The sequence below is a fragment of the Acidisoma sp. genome (assembly GCF_965199065.1).
Lineage (GTDB): Bacteria > Pseudomonadota > Alphaproteobacteria > Acetobacterales > Acetobacteraceae > Acidisoma.
In genome coordinates this window covers 125127-142776 of record NZ_CBDAQN010000003.1, presented here as the reverse complement: position 1 = coordinate 142776, position 17650 = coordinate 125127, and the positions used below count along the sequence as shown (strand labels likewise).

General features: G+C 65.8%; 18 protein-coding genes and 1 tRNA gene. 11 read left to right on the top strand and 8 right to left on the bottom strand.

Annotated elements, in window-relative coordinates:
- Window positions 1-5: 5 nt before the first annotated feature.
- Together mobB and mobA are read left to right on the top strand one after the other, a co-directional pair.
- Window positions 6-500 carry a molybdopterin-guanine dinucleotide biosynthesis protein B gene (gene mobB / locus ACOEQ1_RS08890; RefSeq protein WP_419760667.1) on the top strand — a complete coding sequence of 165 codons (495 nt, stop codon included), beginning with the start codon at window positions 6-8 and terminating at the stop codon, window positions 498-500.
- Window positions 484-1167 carry a molybdenum cofactor guanylyltransferase MobA gene (gene mobA / locus ACOEQ1_RS08885; RefSeq protein WP_419758894.1) on the top strand — a complete coding sequence of 228 codons (684 nt, stop codon included), beginning with the start codon at window positions 484-486 and terminating at the stop codon, window positions 1165-1167. The genes mobB and mobA overlap by 17 nt, the downstream gene beginning before the upstream one ends.
- On the opposite strand, the gene fdhD is transcribed toward mobA, so the two are convergent.
- Window positions 1057-1926, bottom strand: a complete 870-nt coding sequence (gene fdhD, locus ACOEQ1_RS08880; RefSeq protein ID WP_419758893.1) for a formate dehydrogenase accessory sulfurtransferase FdhD — start codon at window positions 1924-1926, stop codon at window positions 1057-1059. The genes mobA and fdhD overlap by 111 nt on opposite strands.
- Here fdhD and ACOEQ1_RS08875 point away from each other — a divergent pair.
- The 4 genes from ACOEQ1_RS08875 (at window position 1925) to ACOEQ1_RS08860 (ending at window position 4673) form a co-directional block, all read left to right on the top strand.
- The gene (locus ACOEQ1_RS08875) at window positions 1925-2593 is read left to right on the top strand and encodes a glutathione S-transferase family protein (RefSeq protein ID WP_419758892.1); all 669 of its coding nucleotides are present in this window, start codon (window positions 1925-1927) and stop codon (window positions 2591-2593) included. The two genes, fdhD and ACOEQ1_RS08875, sit on opposite strands and share 2 nt — an antisense overlap.
- Window positions 2593-3462, top strand: a complete 870-nt coding sequence (locus ACOEQ1_RS08870; RefSeq protein WP_419758891.1) for an NAD-dependent epimerase/dehydratase family protein — start codon at window positions 2593-2595, stop codon at window positions 3460-3462. Before ACOEQ1_RS08875 ends, ACOEQ1_RS08870 begins: the two co-directional genes overlap by 1 nt.
- Window positions 3463-3669: 207 nt before the next feature.
- Window positions 3670-3903: a hypothetical protein gene (locus tag ACOEQ1_RS08865; RefSeq protein ID WP_419758890.1), complete on the top strand. Its 234-nt coding sequence runs from the start codon at window positions 3670-3672 to the stop codon at window positions 3901-3903.
- Window positions 3904-4091: 188 nt separating this feature from the next.
- The gene (locus ACOEQ1_RS08860; RefSeq protein WP_419758889.1) at window positions 4092-4673 is read left to right on the top strand and encodes a fasciclin domain-containing protein; all 582 of its coding nucleotides are present in this window, start codon (window positions 4092-4094) and stop codon (window positions 4671-4673) included.
- A gap of 129 nt (window positions 4674-4802) precedes the next feature.
- On the opposite strand, the gene ACOEQ1_RS08855 is transcribed toward ACOEQ1_RS08860, so the two are convergent.
- The 4 genes from ACOEQ1_RS08855 to htpG all read right to left on the bottom strand — a co-directional run bounded on the left by ACOEQ1_RS08855 (window position 4803) and on the right by htpG (window position 9039).
- Window positions 4803-4878: transfer RNA gene (locus ACOEQ1_RS08855), tRNA-Lys, on the bottom strand.
- A 122-nt stretch (window positions 4879-5000) separates the two neighbouring features.
- On the bottom strand, window positions 5001-5384 hold the full coding sequence (locus ACOEQ1_RS08850) for a MarR family transcriptional regulator (RefSeq protein ID WP_419758888.1): 384 nt from the start codon (window positions 5382-5384) through the stop codon (window positions 5001-5003).
- 242 nt (window positions 5385-5626) lie between these two features.
- Window positions 5627-7075, bottom strand: coding sequence for a leucyl aminopeptidase family protein (locus ACOEQ1_RS08845; protein ID WP_419758887.1), 1449 nt, complete (start codon window positions 7073-7075; stop codon window positions 5627-5629).
- Window positions 7075-9039: a molecular chaperone HtpG gene (htpG, locus tag ACOEQ1_RS08840; RefSeq protein WP_419758886.1), complete on the bottom strand. Its 1965-nt coding sequence runs from the start codon at window positions 9037-9039 to the stop codon at window positions 7075-7077. Before htpG ends, ACOEQ1_RS08845 begins: the two co-directional genes overlap by 1 nt.
- Window positions 9040-9203: 164 nt before the next feature.
- Between htpG and ACOEQ1_RS08835 the strand changes: the two genes are divergently transcribed.
- From ACOEQ1_RS08835 to ACOEQ1_RS08815, 5 genes are all read left to right on the top strand, one after another.
- A complete protein-coding gene (locus ACOEQ1_RS08835; protein WP_419758885.1) occupies window positions 9204-11732 on the top strand; it encodes a helicase-related protein in 2529 nt (842 codons plus the stop codon).
- Window positions 11729-12181 carry an RNA-binding S4 domain-containing protein gene (locus ACOEQ1_RS08830; protein WP_419758884.1) on the top strand — a complete coding sequence of 151 codons (453 nt, stop codon included), beginning with the start codon at window positions 11729-11731 and terminating at the stop codon, window positions 12179-12181. Before ACOEQ1_RS08835 ends, ACOEQ1_RS08830 begins: the two co-directional genes overlap by 4 nt.
- Window positions 12178-12513 (top strand): ferredoxin FdxA, encoded by a 336-nt coding sequence (gene fdxA / locus ACOEQ1_RS08825; protein WP_419758883.1) that lies wholly within the window; start codon window positions 12178-12180, stop codon window positions 12511-12513. Before ACOEQ1_RS08830 ends, fdxA begins: the two co-directional genes overlap by 4 nt.
- Complete coding sequence (locus ACOEQ1_RS08820) at window positions 12510-12992, top strand: RidA family protein (RefSeq protein WP_419758882.1); 483 nt, start codon at window positions 12510-12512, stop codon at window positions 12990-12992. Before fdxA ends, ACOEQ1_RS08820 begins: the two co-directional genes overlap by 4 nt.
- Window positions 12993-13100: 108 nt before the next feature.
- The gene (locus tag ACOEQ1_RS08815; protein ID WP_419758881.1) at window positions 13101-14264 is read left to right on the top strand and encodes a GNAT family N-acetyltransferase; all 1164 of its coding nucleotides are present in this window, start codon (window positions 13101-13103) and stop codon (window positions 14262-14264) included.
- 55 nt (window positions 14265-14319) lie between these two features.
- Here the strand turns inward: ACOEQ1_RS08815 and ACOEQ1_RS08810 are convergent, their stop codons facing one another.
- The 3 genes from ACOEQ1_RS08810 to ACOEQ1_RS08800 all read right to left on the bottom strand — a co-directional run bounded on the left by ACOEQ1_RS08810 (window position 14320) and on the right by ACOEQ1_RS08800 (window position 17645).
- Window positions 14320-15051 (bottom strand): hypothetical protein, encoded by a 732-nt coding sequence (locus ACOEQ1_RS08810; RefSeq protein WP_419758880.1) that lies wholly within the window; start codon window positions 15049-15051, stop codon window positions 14320-14322.
- Window positions 15052-15753: 702 nt separating this feature from the next.
- On the bottom strand, window positions 15754-16185 hold the full coding sequence (locus ACOEQ1_RS08805) for a VOC family protein (RefSeq protein WP_419758879.1): 432 nt from the start codon (window positions 16183-16185) through the stop codon (window positions 15754-15756).
- 233 nt (window positions 16186-16418) lie between these two features.
- On the bottom strand, window positions 16419-17645 hold the full coding sequence (locus ACOEQ1_RS08800) for a pyridoxal phosphate-dependent aminotransferase (RefSeq protein ID WP_419758878.1): 1227 nt from the start codon (window positions 17643-17645) through the stop codon (window positions 16419-16421).
- Window positions 17646-17650 lie beyond the last annotated feature (5 nt).

Sequence of the window (17650 nt, the reverse complement as noted above, 5' to 3'; positions counted from 1 at the left end):
TGAGCGTGGTCTTCGGTTTCGCGGGCTGGAGCGGAGCCGGAAAGACCACCCTCATCCGGCAGGTCATCACGCGTCTGGTCGGGCAGGGCTTGCGCGTGTCGACGCTCAAGCACGCCCACCACGACTTCGATATCGACCAGCCGGGCAAGGATTCGTGGGAGCACCGCAAGGCGGGGGCCGGGGAGGTTCTGGTCGTCTCCGACACCCGCTGGGCTCTCATGCACGAGCTGAACGGCGCAGATGAGCCGAGCTTGCCCGACCTGCTGGCCAAGCTGGCGCCGGCCGATATCGTGCTCATCGAGGGCTTCAAGCGCTCTCCGGTCCCGAAGCTCGAAGTGTTCCGCGCCGCGAACGAGAAGCCCGCGTTGCACCCGGGCGACGCGAGCATCGTCGGTATCGCCGCCGACATCGATTTTCCCGATGCCGGGCGGCCGGTGCTGCCGCTCGATGATGTCGCCGCAATCACCGGGTTCGTTCGCAGCCGTGCCGCCGCCTTCTGACATCGCCGGTGTAATCCTCGCGGGCGGGCGCGGACGGCGGATGGGCGGCGTCGTCAAGGCGCTGCTGCCGCTCGCGGGACTGTCACTGCTCGACCATGCGCTGGAGCGCCTCGGGGGGCAGGTCTCGCTCATCGGCATCAGCGCCAACGATCCCGGAATAGTCTCCGCTCGCCCGATACTGACCGACGCGCATGACGATAGACGAGGGCCGCTCGCTGGGCTGCTCGCAGGCATGGTCTGGGCCACAGCACAAGGCGGCATCAACCGCATCGTCAGCGTGCCGGTGGACTGCCCGTTCCTGCCGCGCGATCTTGTGGCGGCGCTCAGTCATACGGCAACGGCGATGGGCGCACAGGTGGTGGTTGCCGCCTCGGGCAGCGTCGAGCACCCGACCGTCGCGTTATGGGATCTGACGCTCATTGACGCGCTGTGCGCCGTGGTGGAAGCGGGGACGGACCTTTCCGTCCGCCGGTTCTACCAGAGGCACGCGGTCGCAATCTGCGCTTTTGGAGGGCAGGGGATCGATCCGTTCTTCAACATCAACACGCCCGGGGATCTAGCGCGTGCCGAGGATGCGTGCCGGATGGCTAAAGACCTCGAAGCCGTCGTCGCGCGCGATGCCGACGAGGGTCATGCCGATCGCCTCGGCCTCGCGAACGGCAAGTAGGGTCGGCGCCGAGACCGCGGCCAGGATCTGCACGCCCATGACGGCGGCCTTCTGGATGAGCTCGATCGAGATACGGCTCGTCATCACCAACACGCCTTCAGATGCCCGCTGCCCGCCGCTCACGAGGGCACCGGCGAGCTTGTCGAGCGCGTTGTGCCGGCCGACATCCTCCCGCACCGCGACCATCCCATGTTTCAGCGTCCAGTAGCCCGCCGCGTGCACCGCGCGTGTGAGCTGGCTCAACCGCTGCGCCGGCGATAGCGCCGCGCAGGCGGCGCCGATATCCCCGGCATGGAGCGTGAGGCCCGTCGGCACAGGTGGAGGCGGGCGCGTCGCTTCCTCCAGGCTGTCGAGCCCGCAGAGACCGCAGCCCATCGCACCGGTGAGATGCCGGCGCCGGTGGTCCAGCGCCTCCATCCGGTTCTCCGAGATCCAGAGGCGCAACTCCATCGTGCCGCGCGGCGCGGTGACGATCTCGATCTCCTCGATCTCCGATAGGTCAGACACGATGCGCTCGTTCAGCGTGAAGCCAAGCGCAAAATCGTGAAAATCGGCGGGTGTCGCCATCATCACGGCATGGGACACCCGGTTGTAGGTCATCGCGACGGGCGTCTCCTCCGGCAGCACACGCTCGCCGGGCTCGAAGCGCGCGCCGCGCCATGCGAGGCGCGTTCGCCTGGCGGAAGATACCGGAAAATCATGGCCTTCCGGGCGCGGAATGCTGGAACCTGGCAGCGGAATCGGATAATCGGCGTTCATGCGTTTACTCTACCATCTTCCGCACTCGCCGTTCGCCCGCAAGGTCCGCCTGGTTCTCGCCGAGAAGCGGTTGCCGTTCGAACTGCGGCTGGAAAAGACGTGGGAGCGCCGCCCCGAGTTCCTCGAGATCAACCCGACGGGTCAGGTTCCTGTCCTGACCGACGAGAACGGCCTCATCATCGCCGAGTCCACAGCTATCTGCGAGTATCTGGACGAGGCCTACCCCGACATTCCCCTCATCGGCCGCACGCTCGCCGAGCGGGCCGAGGTGCGCCGCCTGGTGGCGTGGTTCGACCTCAAGTTCAACCATGACGTGACGCGGCACCTTCTGGGCGAAAAGATCATGAAGCGCATGGCCGGGCGCGGCCAGCCCGATACCGGCGCGCTGCGGGTCGGCTACGCCAATCTCAAAAACCATATGGAATATCTCGGCTATCTCGCCGAGGCGCGGAAGTGGCTGGGCGGCACCAATCTGTCGCTCGCCGATTTCGCCGCCGCCTCGCATCTCTCCGCGCTCGACTTCGCCGGCGAAGTCGACTGGTCGGTGTCGGCAGCGGCCAAGGACTGGTACGCGCGGATCAAGTCGCGCCCGAGCTTCCGGCCGATCCTCGCCGACCGGATGCCGGGCATCACGCCGCCCGCCCACTACGCCGACCTGGACTTCTGATGGTCGCGGGACGGCTGCTGATCTTCGGGCTCGGATATACCGGCACGGCGATCGGACTGGCTGCGGCGACGGAGGGCTACACGGTGACGGCCACCAGCCGGCAGCGGGCAACGATGGCGCCTCCGGGCGTCGAGGTGATCCCATTCGACGCCGCCGATGCGGCGATTGCGGAAGCGACGCATGTCGTGGCGACCGCCGCGCCGGATGCGGGCGGGGACCCGGTGCTGGCGCGTTATGGCACCGCTGTCGCCCGTGCGCCGGCACTTCGTTGGATCGGTTACCTCTCTTCGACCGGCGTCTATGGCGACCGTGGCGGCGGATGGGTGGATGAGGCGAGTTCGCCGGCGCCTACATCCCGCCGGGCGACGGCCCGCCGGGCGGCGGAAGAAGCCTGGGAGGCGGCCGCCGCCGCTCGCGGCACGCCCGTCGACATCATCCGCCTCGCCGGCATCTACGGCCCGGGCCGCTCGGTCATCGACGATCTGCGCGCCGGGCGCGGGCGCCGGGTCGACAAGCCCGGCCACGCCTTTGGGCGCATTCATCGCGAGGACATCGCAGGCGGGACATTGGCGGCGATGCGGCAGGCGGTTTCGCTCAGCGGCGCGCGGGTGCTCAACTTCAACGACGATCTCCCGGCCGAACCGGCGGCCGTGGTCGAGGAGGCGGCGCGGCTTCTGGGCCTGCCGCCCCCGCCTCTTGTCCCGTTCGCGGAGGCCGAGGCCGGCATGACGGCGATGGGCCGCAGTTTCTGGGCGGAAAGCCGGCGGGTCAGCAGTGCTGGAACTCAGGCAGCCCTCGGCTACGCCTGGCGCTTTCCAACTTTCCGAGAGGGGTTGCGGCAAATACTGGCGCACGAGGCTGGCACATGAGGCTGGCACATGAGGCGCACGACTGACGCCCGGGACGCGACGATGGAACAATCCTTTCTCAACCCATCTGCCTGCTTCAGTGCAGATCAGCAAGCGGGGGTCACCATGGCCAAGACATTCGGCTCGCCGGCCCGCATCGTTCAACGGCGAGCGGTCAGGATCCTTCTTTGGAGTGCGCTCCTGGTAGGGTCGATCGGGAGCCCCGCCTTGGCTCAGACGACGACGACGCCCGGCAGCACGATCAACGGCACCGTGCCCACGTCGGAGGGCAACCGCTGGAACGGGCTCGATCATCAGCCGACGCCGTCTGAAACAGTTCCCATCCAAAACCCGCATCAGCAGGCAAAGGTCAACCACAAGCTCAACAAGCTCGATCAGCAACTGCTCAACTACAAGCTGCCGAAGCTGCCGTCGGGCGCTCCAACAGTTAACGGGAACTGAATTCTACGTCGCGGCTTCCATTCCGGATGCTGCGAGCGCGCGAAAAAACCACTGGATGCTTTAACAAATTACCAGCGGCCAACGGCCTGTCTTGTTGTGTCCATTATTTCGTCTCCGTCTGCATCCGCGCTTCCCGTTCCTCACGATGATGGGTGCGGCCGCCGTGGCCGTTTAGCGGAGAATTAAGAATGAAAAAGCTAACGCGCGTTGCCCTGTTTGCGGCCGCCGCCGGTCTCGTGGCGCCTGCCGTCGTTTCTCAAAGCTGGGCCCAGTCAGCGCCGAACACCGTGGTCGTCGGCGGCATGGCGATGTATCCGAGCAAGAACATCGTTGCCAACGCGGTGAACTCCAGTGATCATACGACCTTGGTCGCGGCCGTGAAGGCAGCGGGGCTTGTCGGTGCGCTATCGGGCCCCGGCCCGTTCACGGTCTTCGCGCCGACCAACGAAGCCTTCAGCGATCTTCCCTCCGGCACCGTCAGCACGCTGCTGAAGCCCGAGAACAAGGCGACGCTGACGAAGATTTTGACCTATCATGTCGTCCCCGGCGATTATAACACTACCAAGCTCCGCGCCATGATCCTGGCCGGCGGCGGTCAGGCTCAGCTGAAGACGCTCGAAGGTGGTAGTCTGACGTTTATGATGAATGGTTCGAGCAACATAATGGTTGTCGATGGCAAGGGCGATAAGGCCGATATCACCGTCGCCGATGTCACTCAGTCGAACGGCGTGATCCAGGTCATCGATAAGGTCCTGCTTCCGGCGAGCTGAACTTTCCGGGCTCGAAAGCGTGAGACTTGACCGTTCACGGGCCGTTCCGGCTCGTTGACGCCGAAACAGGAAGCGCCGGCGCCGCATAACGTGGGCGCCGGTTCGCGCTTCGCAGTGCAGTCTTGGGAGTGGTGGGCGCAGTAGGATTCGAACCTACGACCCGCTGATTAAGAGTCAGCTGCTCTACCAACTGAGCTATGCGCCCCCAAGGGGGCCGCATATACCAACCCTCTCACGGCCTGTGAAGCCCTGCCGCGCTATCCTGGTCTGCAGGAACGGACCTTGGAGGGCGCTGGGCGCTCGATCGCGCTCCTGGGAACGCTCGGGCTAGGCTGAACGCCGACCTGGGGCTTCGTGGACTGCAGCGAGCTTCCCGCCGGCCGCTTCCGCCATCACCGACCGCAGCTCCCGCAAAAAGGACGATCCCTTGAGCGTGCGCTGAACCAGCACGCTGCGACGATCCGCCGGATCGACCTTGCGACGCACGAGCTCAAACTCCGACAGGCGATCGAGCGCGCGTGTGATCGCGGGCTTCGACACTTCGAGGTCAGCGGCCAGACCGCGGACGGTATGAGCCTTGTCCGTCAGATAGCAGGTCAGGAACACGCCAAGCTGACGGGCGGACAGGTCGGGTCCGTCGCGCCGCACGAGAGCCACGATCGTGTCGCGGAGAACACCGACCAACTGGTCGGAAGATGGTGCCGAAGCCATTAGGCTCATCCTTCAAATTGGGCGTCGAGCGCCCGTTAAGGTTGTTGGTCCGAATTTGTAGGCGGGAGACGTTGGGCGAGGAGAAGCGAACCCGAAAACCACGTCGATCTACGGACCGCCCAGCCGACCGATACCGATATGAGAATCGCACAGCCAGCTAATAATCTCTTCTTGCAACTATTCTCGAAGCTTTAGTCTCACATGTCCGTGAGGAGTTGTAACGAGTCCTTCACGAAACGTGATCATCCTTGAGTGGCCGGAACGTTCGCATATTGGCCGCACAACGAGAACATGACCGCACGCATCGCTTGAATTTCTCCTCCCTCGGGCGCAGCAGGGCGATTTTGATCATTCCATGCATAGAGATCAAAATGAATCCAGGCTCTCGCCCCTGACACAAACCGTTGCAAAAAAAGCCCGGCCACGATCGCGCCGGCAAAGGATTTGGTGGACACGTTGTTGAGATCAGCAATGTTGCTGTCCAGCCAGCTGTCATAGCCGGGCCATAGAGGCAGCTCCCACACAGGATCGTGGGTGGCCCTTCCGCCTTCCATCATCCTCGCGGCCCAGATGGAATCGTTACAAAACATTGCTGGCAGATCAGGTCCCAGAGCAGTGCGCGCGGCGCCGGTCAACGTCGCCGCATCGATCAGAAGGTCCGGCGTCTCCGCGGCTGCCTCATGCAGCAGATCGCAGAGCACGAGCCGCCCCTCGGCATCGGTGTTGCCGATCTCGACCGTCAGGCCGCTCCGCGTCCGGACAACATCCATCGGACGCATCGCACGGCCGGAGACGCTGTTTTCGACACAGCCGACCCGGAGCACCAGACGAACAGGAAGGTTCTCCGCCATGATGAGAGAAGCGAGGGCCATCATGGCAGCCGCACCTCCCATATCCTTCTTCATTCGCAACATGCCCGCGGACGGTTTGATATCGTAACCGCCGCTATCGAAGCAGACGCCCTTGCCGCAGAGCGAGATCAGGGGCGAGTGAGCGGTCGCGCTGCTTCCGCGCCAGCGCAGGATCGCGACCTGCGGGGCCCGCTCGGACCCGCGCCCGACGGCGGCGATCGTTGGATAATGGTCCTCGACATGAGCACCCTTTATCACGGTCAGCTCCGATTGAAAATGTTCTCCTAATAAAACAACGGCATCGGCGAGCTCCTCCGGGCCGAGGAGGTTAGCCGGCCGATTGATGAGGTCCCGTCCCATCCAGATCGCCCGGACCGCGGCAAGGCTTGTCTCCACCCCCGGAGGACAGGCGAGACGGGCAGGCTTCGCCGTGGCCGCCTTCAGCTCGCCGAAGCGGTAGGCGCCGAGACCGAAGCCCAGGATAGCGCAACCAAAGTCGACATCCAACGCGGCCAGCCGCCACAGCGTGTCCGGGGGAAGGCCGAAGGGCAGGGCGCCGAAGGGCACATGGCTCCGATCAGAACCCAGACCGAGCACCGCATCCATCACGAGCGCCCCATCGTCCGCGTCACGGGACGGGGGAAGTATCACGATGCTGGCTGCCTTGGCCGTGAAGCCTACAAAGGCGAGATAAGCACGCTGTGCGGGCGACAGCGTCTCCAGGAAGGCCGGGAGCGCTTCCGCCCGGACAGTGTGGAGGCGATGAACGGGACGCGCCAACGTGGCTTGCGCGTCGCCGTCGAAGAAGCAGTCGAGTTCTCGTATCAGGTTGGACGACACTAGCCTTCGCCCTTGCGGGCTGTGATGGCGCTCACCACGCGGCGGATGAAGGCCGCCGGTTCGGTCGGCGCGTCACCCTCCTGCACCCGCGCGAGATCCAACAGCAACTGCGCCTCCTCGTCGACCGACGAGCCTTCCGCCGCGCGAGCCGCTAGCGAGACGATCCAGGGGTGGCGAGGGTTGATCTCCAGGCTCGGAGAGCCTCCCCAGGTCGGACGGCCTGCCCGGCGCAACAGCTTCTGCATGTGGAGGTCGGCTCCTTCCTGGCTCGACACCAGCATGACAGGGCTTTCGCTCAGATGTGCTCCGGCTTTAACCTCGGCAATATTGTCGCCTAAAGCGGCCTTGATCGCCGCCAGGAGCGGGGAGAGCTGCTCGGAGACGGCCTCCGCCTCGCCAAGATCGCCGAGCGCCTGCCGCGCATTGCGGAGCGGCTTGCCCTCGACCTCGCCCATACGCTCCGGCCAGAAAGCGTCGATCGCATCGGTCAGCAGCAGGACCTCGTAGCCTTTGGAAACGTAGCCTTCCAGCACAGGGGCATGCCGCAGCTGGTCGATGTTCTCGCCGGCCAGAACGTAGATGGCGGGCTGGTCCGGCTTCATCCGGGCCACGTAATCGGCGAAGGAGGTCCAGCCTTCCTCGGTCGAGGAGCGGAACCGAAGCAGCGGCGCGATGTCGGCCCGCGCACCGGAATCCTCCCACAGCCCTTCTTTCAGGACAGTGCCGAAATTCTCCCAGAACCGGAGGTAGCCGCTGGCCTCGGCGCCTTCGGCGATGGCATCCGGGGCAGGATTCTCCTCGTCCTCCGCGGCGATCGCACCGGTGTCCGGCGGCGTCTCCTTGGCCTTCGTCTTCAGCTCGGTGAGGACGCGGTTGAGGATGGCGCGCCGCATCCGCGCCATGACCGGCGTCGTCTGCAGCATCTCGCGCGAGACGTTGAGCGGCAGGTCCTCGGTATCGACGACGCCCTGCACGAAGCGGAGCCACGACGGCAGCAGATCGGCCTCGTCGGTGATGAACATCCGCCGCACGTGCAGCCGGACCTTGGAGCGGCGCTCGCCCTCCACCGGCTCGAAGGGTGGCGAATCCGGGATGAACAGCAGCGCGGAATATTCCAGCGCGCCCTCGGCCCGCCAGTGGATGGTCGTCCATGGCTTGTCGAAGAAATGGCCGAGGTGGCGGTAGAACGCTTCATACTCCTCGGGCGTCACGTCCGATTTGGACTTGCGCCACAGCGCGGTGCCCTCGTTCGCGGTCTCGGTCTTGCCGTCGCGCACCAGCCTGATGGGCACGCTGATGTGGTCCGCCCACTTGCGGATGATGGTTTGCAGGCGAAACGGCTCAAGAAACTCGTCGGCATCCGCCTTGATATGCAGGATGACGTCAGTGCCGGTGGTGGCGCGCTCGGCTGGCGCCACGTCGAAGCTGCCGTGGCCGTCCGAACGCCAGGCCCAGGCTTCATCGCTTCCAGCGCGGCGCGAAATCACCTCGACGCGGTCGGAAACCATGAAGGCGGAGTAGAAGCCGACGCCGAACTGGCCGATCAGGGTCGGACGGTCTTCAGGCTTGGCATGCTGGATGGTTTCGCCGAATGCGCGGGTGCCGGAGCGGGCGATGGTGCCGAGGTTGGAGACCAGCTCCTCCCGACCCATACCGAGGCCGTCATCGCTGATGGTGATGAGCCGCGCCGGCTTGTCCGGCGTGATCAACACCCCGGCATCGGCGGGCAGAGCAAGCGCGGGCTCCGTGAGGGCGGAAAAGCGGCGTCTGTCGATGGCGTCGGCCGCATTGGCGACCAGTTCGCGGAGGAAGATCTCACGCTCCGAGTAGAGCGCGTTGACCACGAGGTCGAGCAGGCGGCCGACTTCCGCGCTGAACTCGCGCGTTTCCGCTCCGGTGGACGCCGCGCCTGCCGGTGCGGAGGTCTCTGCGCCGGAGGTCGCTGGGGTCTGGTCTTGTTCCATGGCTGTATTCCCGTCAGTCCTGGTCTCTGCAACACATACGGCGCCGGGGCGGCCGTTGCGATGCCGTATGTGTCCCGGGGATGGTGAAATGCAACAGCCAGGCCAACCTGGCTGCTTGGCACGAACCTCTTGCCAAGCGGTCTGAAAGCACCGAAGCTCTGGCCATGCAGGGATTCGCCCCGCGCGTGAAGGCGGTTTTAGGACCGACGAACACGGGCAAGACGCATCTGGCCATGGAGCGAATGTTAGCCCACGCGTCGGGCATCATCGGCTTTCCGCTACGCCTGCTGGCCCGCGAGAACTATGACCGCATGGTCGCCAGCAAAGGCGTCCGCCACGTCGGCCTGATCACCGGCGAAGAGAAGATCATTCCCCCCGACGCGCGCTGGTTCGCCTGCACGGTGGAAGCCATGCCGCTCGACCGCCATGTCGAGTTCGTGGGCGTCGACGAAATCCAGCTCTGCGCCGATCCCGACCGGGGCCACGTCTTCACCGACCGGCTTCTGCGCGCCCGGGGCATGGTCGAAACCATGTTCATGGGGGCCGAAACCATCCGCCCGCTCATCCAGAGGCTGGTGCCCGAGGCGATCATCGAAACGCGCCCCCGCCTTTCGCAGCTGCGCCACTCGGGACCGTCGAAGCTGACCCGGCTGCCGCCACGCAGCGCCGTCGTCGCCTTCTCGGCGGCCGAGGTCTACGCCATCGCGGAGATGATCCGGCGGCGTCGCGGCGGCTGCGCCGTCGTGATGGGGCGCCTGTCCCCGCGCACGCGGAACGCTCAGGTTGCTCTTTATCAGGAGAAGGAGGTCGACTTCCTGGTGGCGACGGACGCCATCGGCATGGGCCTCAACATGGATGTCGATCATGTCGGCTTTGCCGGCATCTCGAAGTTCGACGGCCACCGGCTGCGGCGGCTCACCGCACCGGAGGCGGCTCAAATTGCGGGACGTGCGGGCCGCGGCATGCGCGACGGCAGTTTCGGCAGCACGGCCGACTGCCCGCCTCTGCCGGAGGAACTGGTCCGCGCCGTCGAGACCCACGACTTCGACGCCATCGAGCAGATCTGCTGGCGGAACAGCGATCTGGATTTCGCCTCCGTCGACGGGCTGCTGGGCAGCCTGCTGGCGCCGCCGCCGCGCCGTGGGCTGGTGCGGGGGAACGACGCGTCCGACCTCGAAACGCTTACGACGCTCGCGAAGGACGCCGATCTCAGGGCGAAGGCGCAGGGGCGGAGGCGCGTGCGGCTGCTGTGGGATGCCTGCCAGATCCCGGATTTCCGCAAAATCGCCGATGACAGCCACGCCGCCCTCTGCGCCCGCATCTTCAATCACGTCGCCGATACAGGACATCTGCCGGTCGATTGGATCGGCGGCCAGATCGACCGCCTCGCCAAGATCGAAGGCGATATCGATACATTAATGCAACGTCTTTCCGGCGTGCGCGTCTGGTCCTATATCGTGGCGCGGGACGACTGGGTGAGGGACGCCGCCCACTGGCAGGCGCGGGCGCGGGCCGTCGAGGACATGATTTCCGACAGCCTGCACGAAAAGCTCATGCATCGCTTCGTCGACCGGCGGGCAGCGCTGCTGATGCGCCGGCTGGAGGAGAAGGAAGGCCAGGATCTGCTGTCCGCCGTCACCGCCCGTGGTGAGGTGGTCGTGGAGGGCCATTCCGTCGGCCATGTGGCCGGGTTCTCCTTCCTGCCCGATCCGGCGGCAGTGGGCGACGAGCGGCGTATGGTTATGCGGGCGGCGCGGCGGGCGCTCGGCGAGGAGATGCCGCGCCGCGTGGGCCGCTTCGAGGCGGCGCCGGACACGGAGATCACCCGCACGCCGCAGCACCGGCTCGTCTGGCAGGGGCAGGAGGTGGCGAAGCTGCGCCCTGGGCACTCCGTGCTGCGGCCGCTGGTGGAGGTCATCGCGAGCGACTTCCTCGACGGGCCGTTGCGCGAGCGCGTGCGGCGGCGGTGTCAGGCCTTCGTCGACGCCGAGATCGCGGTTGTCTTCGCGCCGCTGTTCTCCGCTCTGGAGGTTGGGCGGAACGCGCCGAAGGCCCGCGGTCTGCTCCACCGCCTGGGCGAGGGCATGGGACTGGCGCGCGCCGAGGCTGAGGATATTGCGGCCGGGAGCGCTGTTCGACTGGCCGGCGGCGGGATCGCATGGTTCCTGCCGGCGATGTTGAAGCCCGGGCCGATGGCTTTGCGCGCCGCTTTGCTGGCGCTCGGGGCGGGTGTGGCGGCGCCTGCGCTGCCGCTGCCGAGCCTCACGTCCATTCCCGCCGAACAGCCCTGGCCGCCAGGGTTCGCCGAGGCGCTCGGCTGGATCACCGCGGGCCCCGTTCTGCTGCGACTGGATGTGGCGGAACGTCTCGCCGAGGAGTTGCGGCGCGGGACGCGCGCCTTCGGTGGACGGATGCTGTTGCCGCGTGGCCTTGCCTCGCGGCTCTCGGTAAAGGGCGAGGCGCTGCCGATGGTGCTGCGCAGCCTGGGCTTCCGGCTGATCCCGGCGCCCAGCCTCGATCCGGGCGCATACGGTCCGCCGGTGCCGCCGATGCTGGTGCCGCTCAGCCCCGGACGTGCGCGGCCGCGCGCTGAGGCAGAGAAGCGGCAGACGCCGCCACGGCCCGACAGCCCCTTTGCCACGCTGGCCAATTTCCGTCGCCCGGATGCCAAGCTCGGCTCGGGGAGGCGATGAGCGATAAGGTCGAGTGGCAGCGTCTGGATCTTTGGCTCTGGTGTGCGCGCGTTGCGAAAGCGCGCTCCGACTGCGCCCGGCTGGTGGAGGCTGGCGGCGTGCGGCTCAACCGGCAACCGACCGTCAAGGCGCACGCCAAACTGCGGATCGGGGATGTGCTGACGATGGCGCTGCGGGGCGAGGTCCGCGTGTGGCGGGTCAGGGCTCTGGCATCCCGGCGCGGACCGGCGGCAGAGGCGAGCCTGCTCTATGAAGTCGTGCCGGAAGATGTGGGCGGCGACAGGACCGGCGCGAACTCTTGCGCGAACTCCGGCTCGGCGGCATACGAAGGCGCCCAGGCATTGCCGGAGGACGGCGGTGAGGGGGCTCATGACCAGTCAGGCTTCCATGAGACGTCCGTGGAACCGGCCGGTAATTTCCGCACGACCGCCACCAGGAGCGCCGAATGACCTACGTGGTCACCGATAACTGCATTCGCTGCAAGTATATGGACTGTGTCGAGGTATGCCCTGTCGACTGCTTTTATGTCGGCGAGAACATGCTGGTGATCAATCCGGACGAATGCATCGACTGCGGCGTCTGCGAACCGGAATGCCCCGCCGAGGCGATCCTTCCCGACAGCGATGGGCGGGCGACGCCCTGGGCGGAACGCAACAGGATTTTCTCGACGCAGTGGCCGAACATCACGCGGAAAGGCACGCCGCCGGCCGATGCCGACGAGTGGAAGGACAAGCCGGGCAAGGAGGCGCTGTTCTCGCCGGAACCCGGCAGCCCGAAATGAGCGGGGCCGGTGGACGCGGCCGTGTCGCGGGGCGTCTCGCCGATCTCGGCATCGTGTTGCCGGAGCCACCGTCGCCGGTCGCGACCTACGTGCCGTTCACCGTCCACAACGGGATGGTCACGATCTCCGGCCAGCTGCCGCTGCAGGCGGGCAAGCTCTTCGCCGTCGGTCGTCTTGGCGACAACGTCGACGTGGACACCGGCCGCTTCGCCGCACGCCTGTGCTTCATCAATCTTCTGGCGCAGCTGCAGGTAGCCTGCGATGGCGATCTCGACCGCGTCACGGGCGTGCTGCGACTGGGCGGGTTCATCGCCTCGGCGCCCGACTTCACTCAGCAGGCTGCGGTGATGAACGGCGCGTCGGACCTGGCGGTTGAGGCCTTCGGCGAAGCCGGACGGCATGCGCGTTCGACGATCGGGGTAGCTGCGCTGCCGCTCGGGGCTGCGGTCGAGGTCGAGGGGCTGTTCGCGATCGCTTAGGTGCGCGTAGGCTTGGGGTGACCGTCGGTATCAACCCTGGGTGACCGTGCAATGTTGCGAGGGCTCGGAAGGGTCGTCTTTTCCGCTCTTGGGCGTTATGTTCGCAAGATGCCGGATGGTGCAAGCTTCTCTCTCAGCCTCCACAGCAGTATCCACGAGATCGACGCCCAGGATTGGAACGCCTGCGCGGGCGACGACAACCCATTCGTCAGCTTCGCGTTCCTAAGTGCGGTCGAAGACAGTGGCTCGGCCGGATCGCGCACCGGCTGGCTGCCGCAGCATGCCGTGATGCGCGACGATGCGGGCCAGGTCGTCGGCATCGTGCCGATGTATGCCAAATCCCATTCCTACGGCGAGTATGTCTTCGACCATGGCTGGGCAAACGCGTTCGACCGCGCCGGGGGCAGCTACTACCCAAAGCTGCAGGCGGCCGTGCCGTTCAGCCCCGTGCCCGGGCCGCGACTGCTCCGGCGCGCCGGCAGCGGGGTGCCCGTCGCGGCTTTAGCCCAAGGTCTCGTGCAGGCGTGCCAGCAACTCGAGCTCTCCTCGGTCCACATCACCTTCTGCCTCGATGAGGAGTGGGAGGCGCTGGGCGCCGCCGGATGGCTGCAACGGATCGGCACTCAGTTCCACTGGACCAACGCCGGCTATTCGACCTTCGACGATTTCGTCGGTGCGATGGCTTCCCGCAAGCGCAAGTCGATCCGGCGGGAGCGACGGGACGCCGCCGGCGCGGGCCTCAGCTTCCGGACGTTGCGCGGACATGAGATCACGCGCCCGATGTGGGACGCCTTTTTCGGCTTCTACCAGTCGACCGTCGACCGGAAATGGGGCAGCGCCTACCTGACACGCCGTTTCTTCCCAATGCTATCGGAGCGTCTGGGGGACCGGGTCGTGCTGATGATGGCCTATCATGGACAGACGCCGGTCGCGGCAGCGCTCAACCTGATGGGCCGTGACGCTCTTTATGGGCGCAACTGGGGGTGCAAGGGCGACTGGCCCTTCCTCCATTTCGAACTCTGCTATTATCAGGCGATAGACTTCGCGATCGCGCACCAACTGCCGCGAGTCGAGGCTGGCGCACAAGGCGAGCATAAAATCCAGCGCGGGTATCTTCCGGTGCCGACATACTCGGCTCACTGGATCAATCATCCCGGACTGCGCCGCGCGATCGGCAACTTCCTGGAGGAGGAACGTCCGGCCATCCTTAATCATATGGAGGAGTTGGCGACCCTCTCGCCGTTCAAGGAAGAGGGCGCGCCGCCGATTTGACGTTTTGAAGCTTGGAGGGTCCGCCCCAGGCACCGAGTGCCCCGGGCGGGTCAGATCAGGAGAAGAGCTTGTGGTCGAAGCCGGCGAGGGTGATCGTCGTGCCATCGCTGAGGGTAATCACGTCGCCTGCGGAACCGACGTTCTCGGTCGGCAGGTTGCTGCCCGTGTAGCCATACCCGGCGAAGGCAAGGTTGTCGCTCCCGGTGTATCCGATGATGACTTCAGACCCGCCGGCATGGCCCTTGATGAAGGCGAACACGTCGTTGCCGCTGCCGCCGGTGATGGTGGAGGCGCCGCTTCCGCCCAACACCGTGTCGGCACCGCTGCCGAGAACGGCGACGAGCGTGCCGCTGTTGCCGACCGGGCTCGTGGCAATCGTCTCAGGGCCAGTGCTTGACTGCTCATTGATGCCGGTGACGCCGCCGGAACCTGCGACCGCCAAGCTGTTCGGGCCCGTCACGGTGAAGATGCTGTTGCCCGTGCCGCCGACGAGCGTGCTGTTGGCGCCGGAGGCCGTTCCGACGATGCCGCCGGTCCCGCCGGTGACAGACGAGCCTGAACCCCCGATAGCAAAATGGTTAACCCCGGACCCCGAGGCACCGAAGAGCGTCGTGGCCGCCGCCGAGGTGATCGTGTCGTTCGGCGCTGCGAAGACGGTGGCCGGGTTGGTCGTGGTGATGCTGTTGCTGCCGGATGATGTGTCAGCGACCGCAGAACCCGAAACCGTGTCGGAAGACCCGGGGTTTGCGATTACGACCGAGCCGGTCGCGGTCGAGTAACCGCTCACGACGGTGACGTTCGTCGTTGGAGAAAAGTAAGTAGCAAAGGCGGCTCCAGCTCCGCTTGCTCCCGAAAAGTTGTTTGGAACTGTTCCGCCACTAACCGTTGTGCCGCTCATTGCCGCAAGCTCCCAATTGATAAAACCAGATCCAAGCTACGCCAATGGATGTAGGCTTGGTGACCTTTAGGTTAACCTGGAGAGAGCTTCTAAACTAACAGTTGGATTAAAAACAATCCAAAAGACGGAGGATTACTCAATTATCAGTGTTGTAGTCGCAATTTCATATGCCGCAGATGTAGACCCATTTGGGGCTAAAGGTCAAAAATAGGCCAAATGGGGGGGCAAGTGCAGCTGCAGGATGGCGCTGGAGGAGAGCGAGCCAGAGCGGCCGTGCCTGCCGATGAGGCATCCCCACACACGCCTGAGACACACCATTCGGGTGAAAGGAACCTCGAAATGTGTGGGGAGGGAGCTTAGGTGGCGATGGCCCGAGCGCGGCCCGTCGGCGCGTCGCCATGCGCCAGCCAGCGAGCCACGGGTTTGTTCACCGCGAGCGCGTCATGTTCGCATGGCTGGCGGGGCAAGTCCGGGTGGGTTGAAACGTCTTGCGCCCCCCTGTTTCGGGCGCTCGCATGAGCGAAGGGCAATGTGCCGTTTGTCAGCTCCTCGGTCTTAAAGCCGTCTCCGAGGAGCCGTCCTCGGGTTCGTTCAGGCCGAAAGTAGCTCCTCGGCTTCGCGTTCCGGCTCGGCGTAGAGCTCCCACAGGACGTTGTCAGGGTCAGTGAAGTAGCAGCTGCGCGCGCCCCAAGGGTAGTTGGCCGGAAGCCGCTGGAACGGCACGTCGAGGGCCGACAGCTTCTCGTACCAGCTATCGACATCCCGGCCCGAGGGCAGCCGAACCGAGACACAGGCCCGATGGTCGCTGCGGCTGGGACTGTGTGTCACCTGCCTTGGCTCGTCCGGGACGTAGCTCGACTGCCACACGACAAGGCAGACGCCGCGACTTTCGAAGGAGACGAACCCGTCGGTCCTGCGCTTGATCGCGAAACCGAGCTTCTCGGTATAGAAGGCGATCGATCTGTCCAGATCCTGAACCAACAGGCAAATGTCGCTGATCGCGTGGAGCTGGTCGAAATCCATGCAAAGCCTCCCTCTCTATTGTAGCCGTTCGACGGTGCCGTCTGCGCGGCGGTTGCCCGTCAGCTAAGCGATTTCAGGCGCCAGGAAACGCGCGAAAGCCGGGAGGGTGCCATCCGCCGCGACGCTTAGCCCCAATAATGGCGGAAATTATTGATGCGCAGATATCTGGGCCGGATCAATGCACGACGATGCCCGGTGCCTCTGCGTCCGGCGCGCGCGTGCCGCGAAGCCCGCTACGTCAGGGCCTCGCAGAACTCGATGATGCGGCGGCAAGCGTCTTCCAGCGAGGCGTCGTCCGTCGCGTAGCTGATCCGGAGATAGGGGCTCATGCCGAAGGCCGCTCCGTGAACAACGGCAACATGCTGCTCCTCCAGAAGGGCTGTCGCGAAATCCCGGTCGGTGTCGATCGGCTGACCTCCGGCGCTCAGCCGGCCGATGCAGCCGGCGATCGATGGGAATACGTAGAAGGCCCCTTCCGGAACGGCGCAGGTCATGCCGGGCGCCTGCCGCAACATCCCCACCACCAAATCTCGCCGGCGGTGGTAGGCCGCAACCATCTCGCCCACAACGTCCTGCGGTCCGTCGAGCACCGCCGCCGCCGCCGCCTGCCCCACGGTAGAGATGCCGGCGGTCGCATGGCTCTGCATGACGACCATCGCCCGGATAAGCCCAGCGGGTCCGCCGCAAAAGCCGATGCGCCAGCCCGTCATGGCATAGGTTTTCGAGACGCCGGACATCACCAGGACCCGGTCCGCAAGGTCGGGCGCCACTGCCGCGATGCTGATCGAGCCCAGCCCATCGTAACGCAGATGCTCGTAGATCTCATCCGAGAAGAGCCAGACATGGGGGTGACGGCGCAGCACCTCGGCGAGCGCCGCCAGCTGCTCGGCCGTGTAGGCCGCACCGGTCGGGTTGTTCGGTGCGTTGAGCACCACCCATTTCGTCCGCGCCGTGATGGCGGCGTCCAGATCCTCGGGTCGCAAGCGGAAGCCGTTGTTGGCCGGGCAGGGGACGGTCACCGGCACGCCGCCGAGCACTTGCGCCGTCAGTGCATAGGACGACCAGTAGGGGGAGGGGATGACTATCTCGTCTCCCTCATCCACGGTCGCGGCAAAGGCATTGAAGATCGCCTGCTTGCCGCCGTTGGTGACCATGATCTGGCTCAGCGGAAAATCGAGCCCCTGGTCACGCCGGAACTTACGTTGGACGGCGGCCTTCAGCACCGGCAGCCCGTCCACGGGTGGGTATTTCGTCAATCCGTCGAGCGCCGCCCTATGCGCGGCCTCGATGCCGAGGGCAGGGGTCGGGAAGTCGGGCTCCCCGATCGCCAGCGAGATGACGTTGTGCCCGGCCGCCCGCATCTCCCGCGCGCGGGTCGACATCTGAACAGCGGCAGCGGTCTCGGCCCGTCCCAGCCGGGAGGCGAGCGCGGGCAGCCGGGGGGCTTCCGATCCGATCATGAGCG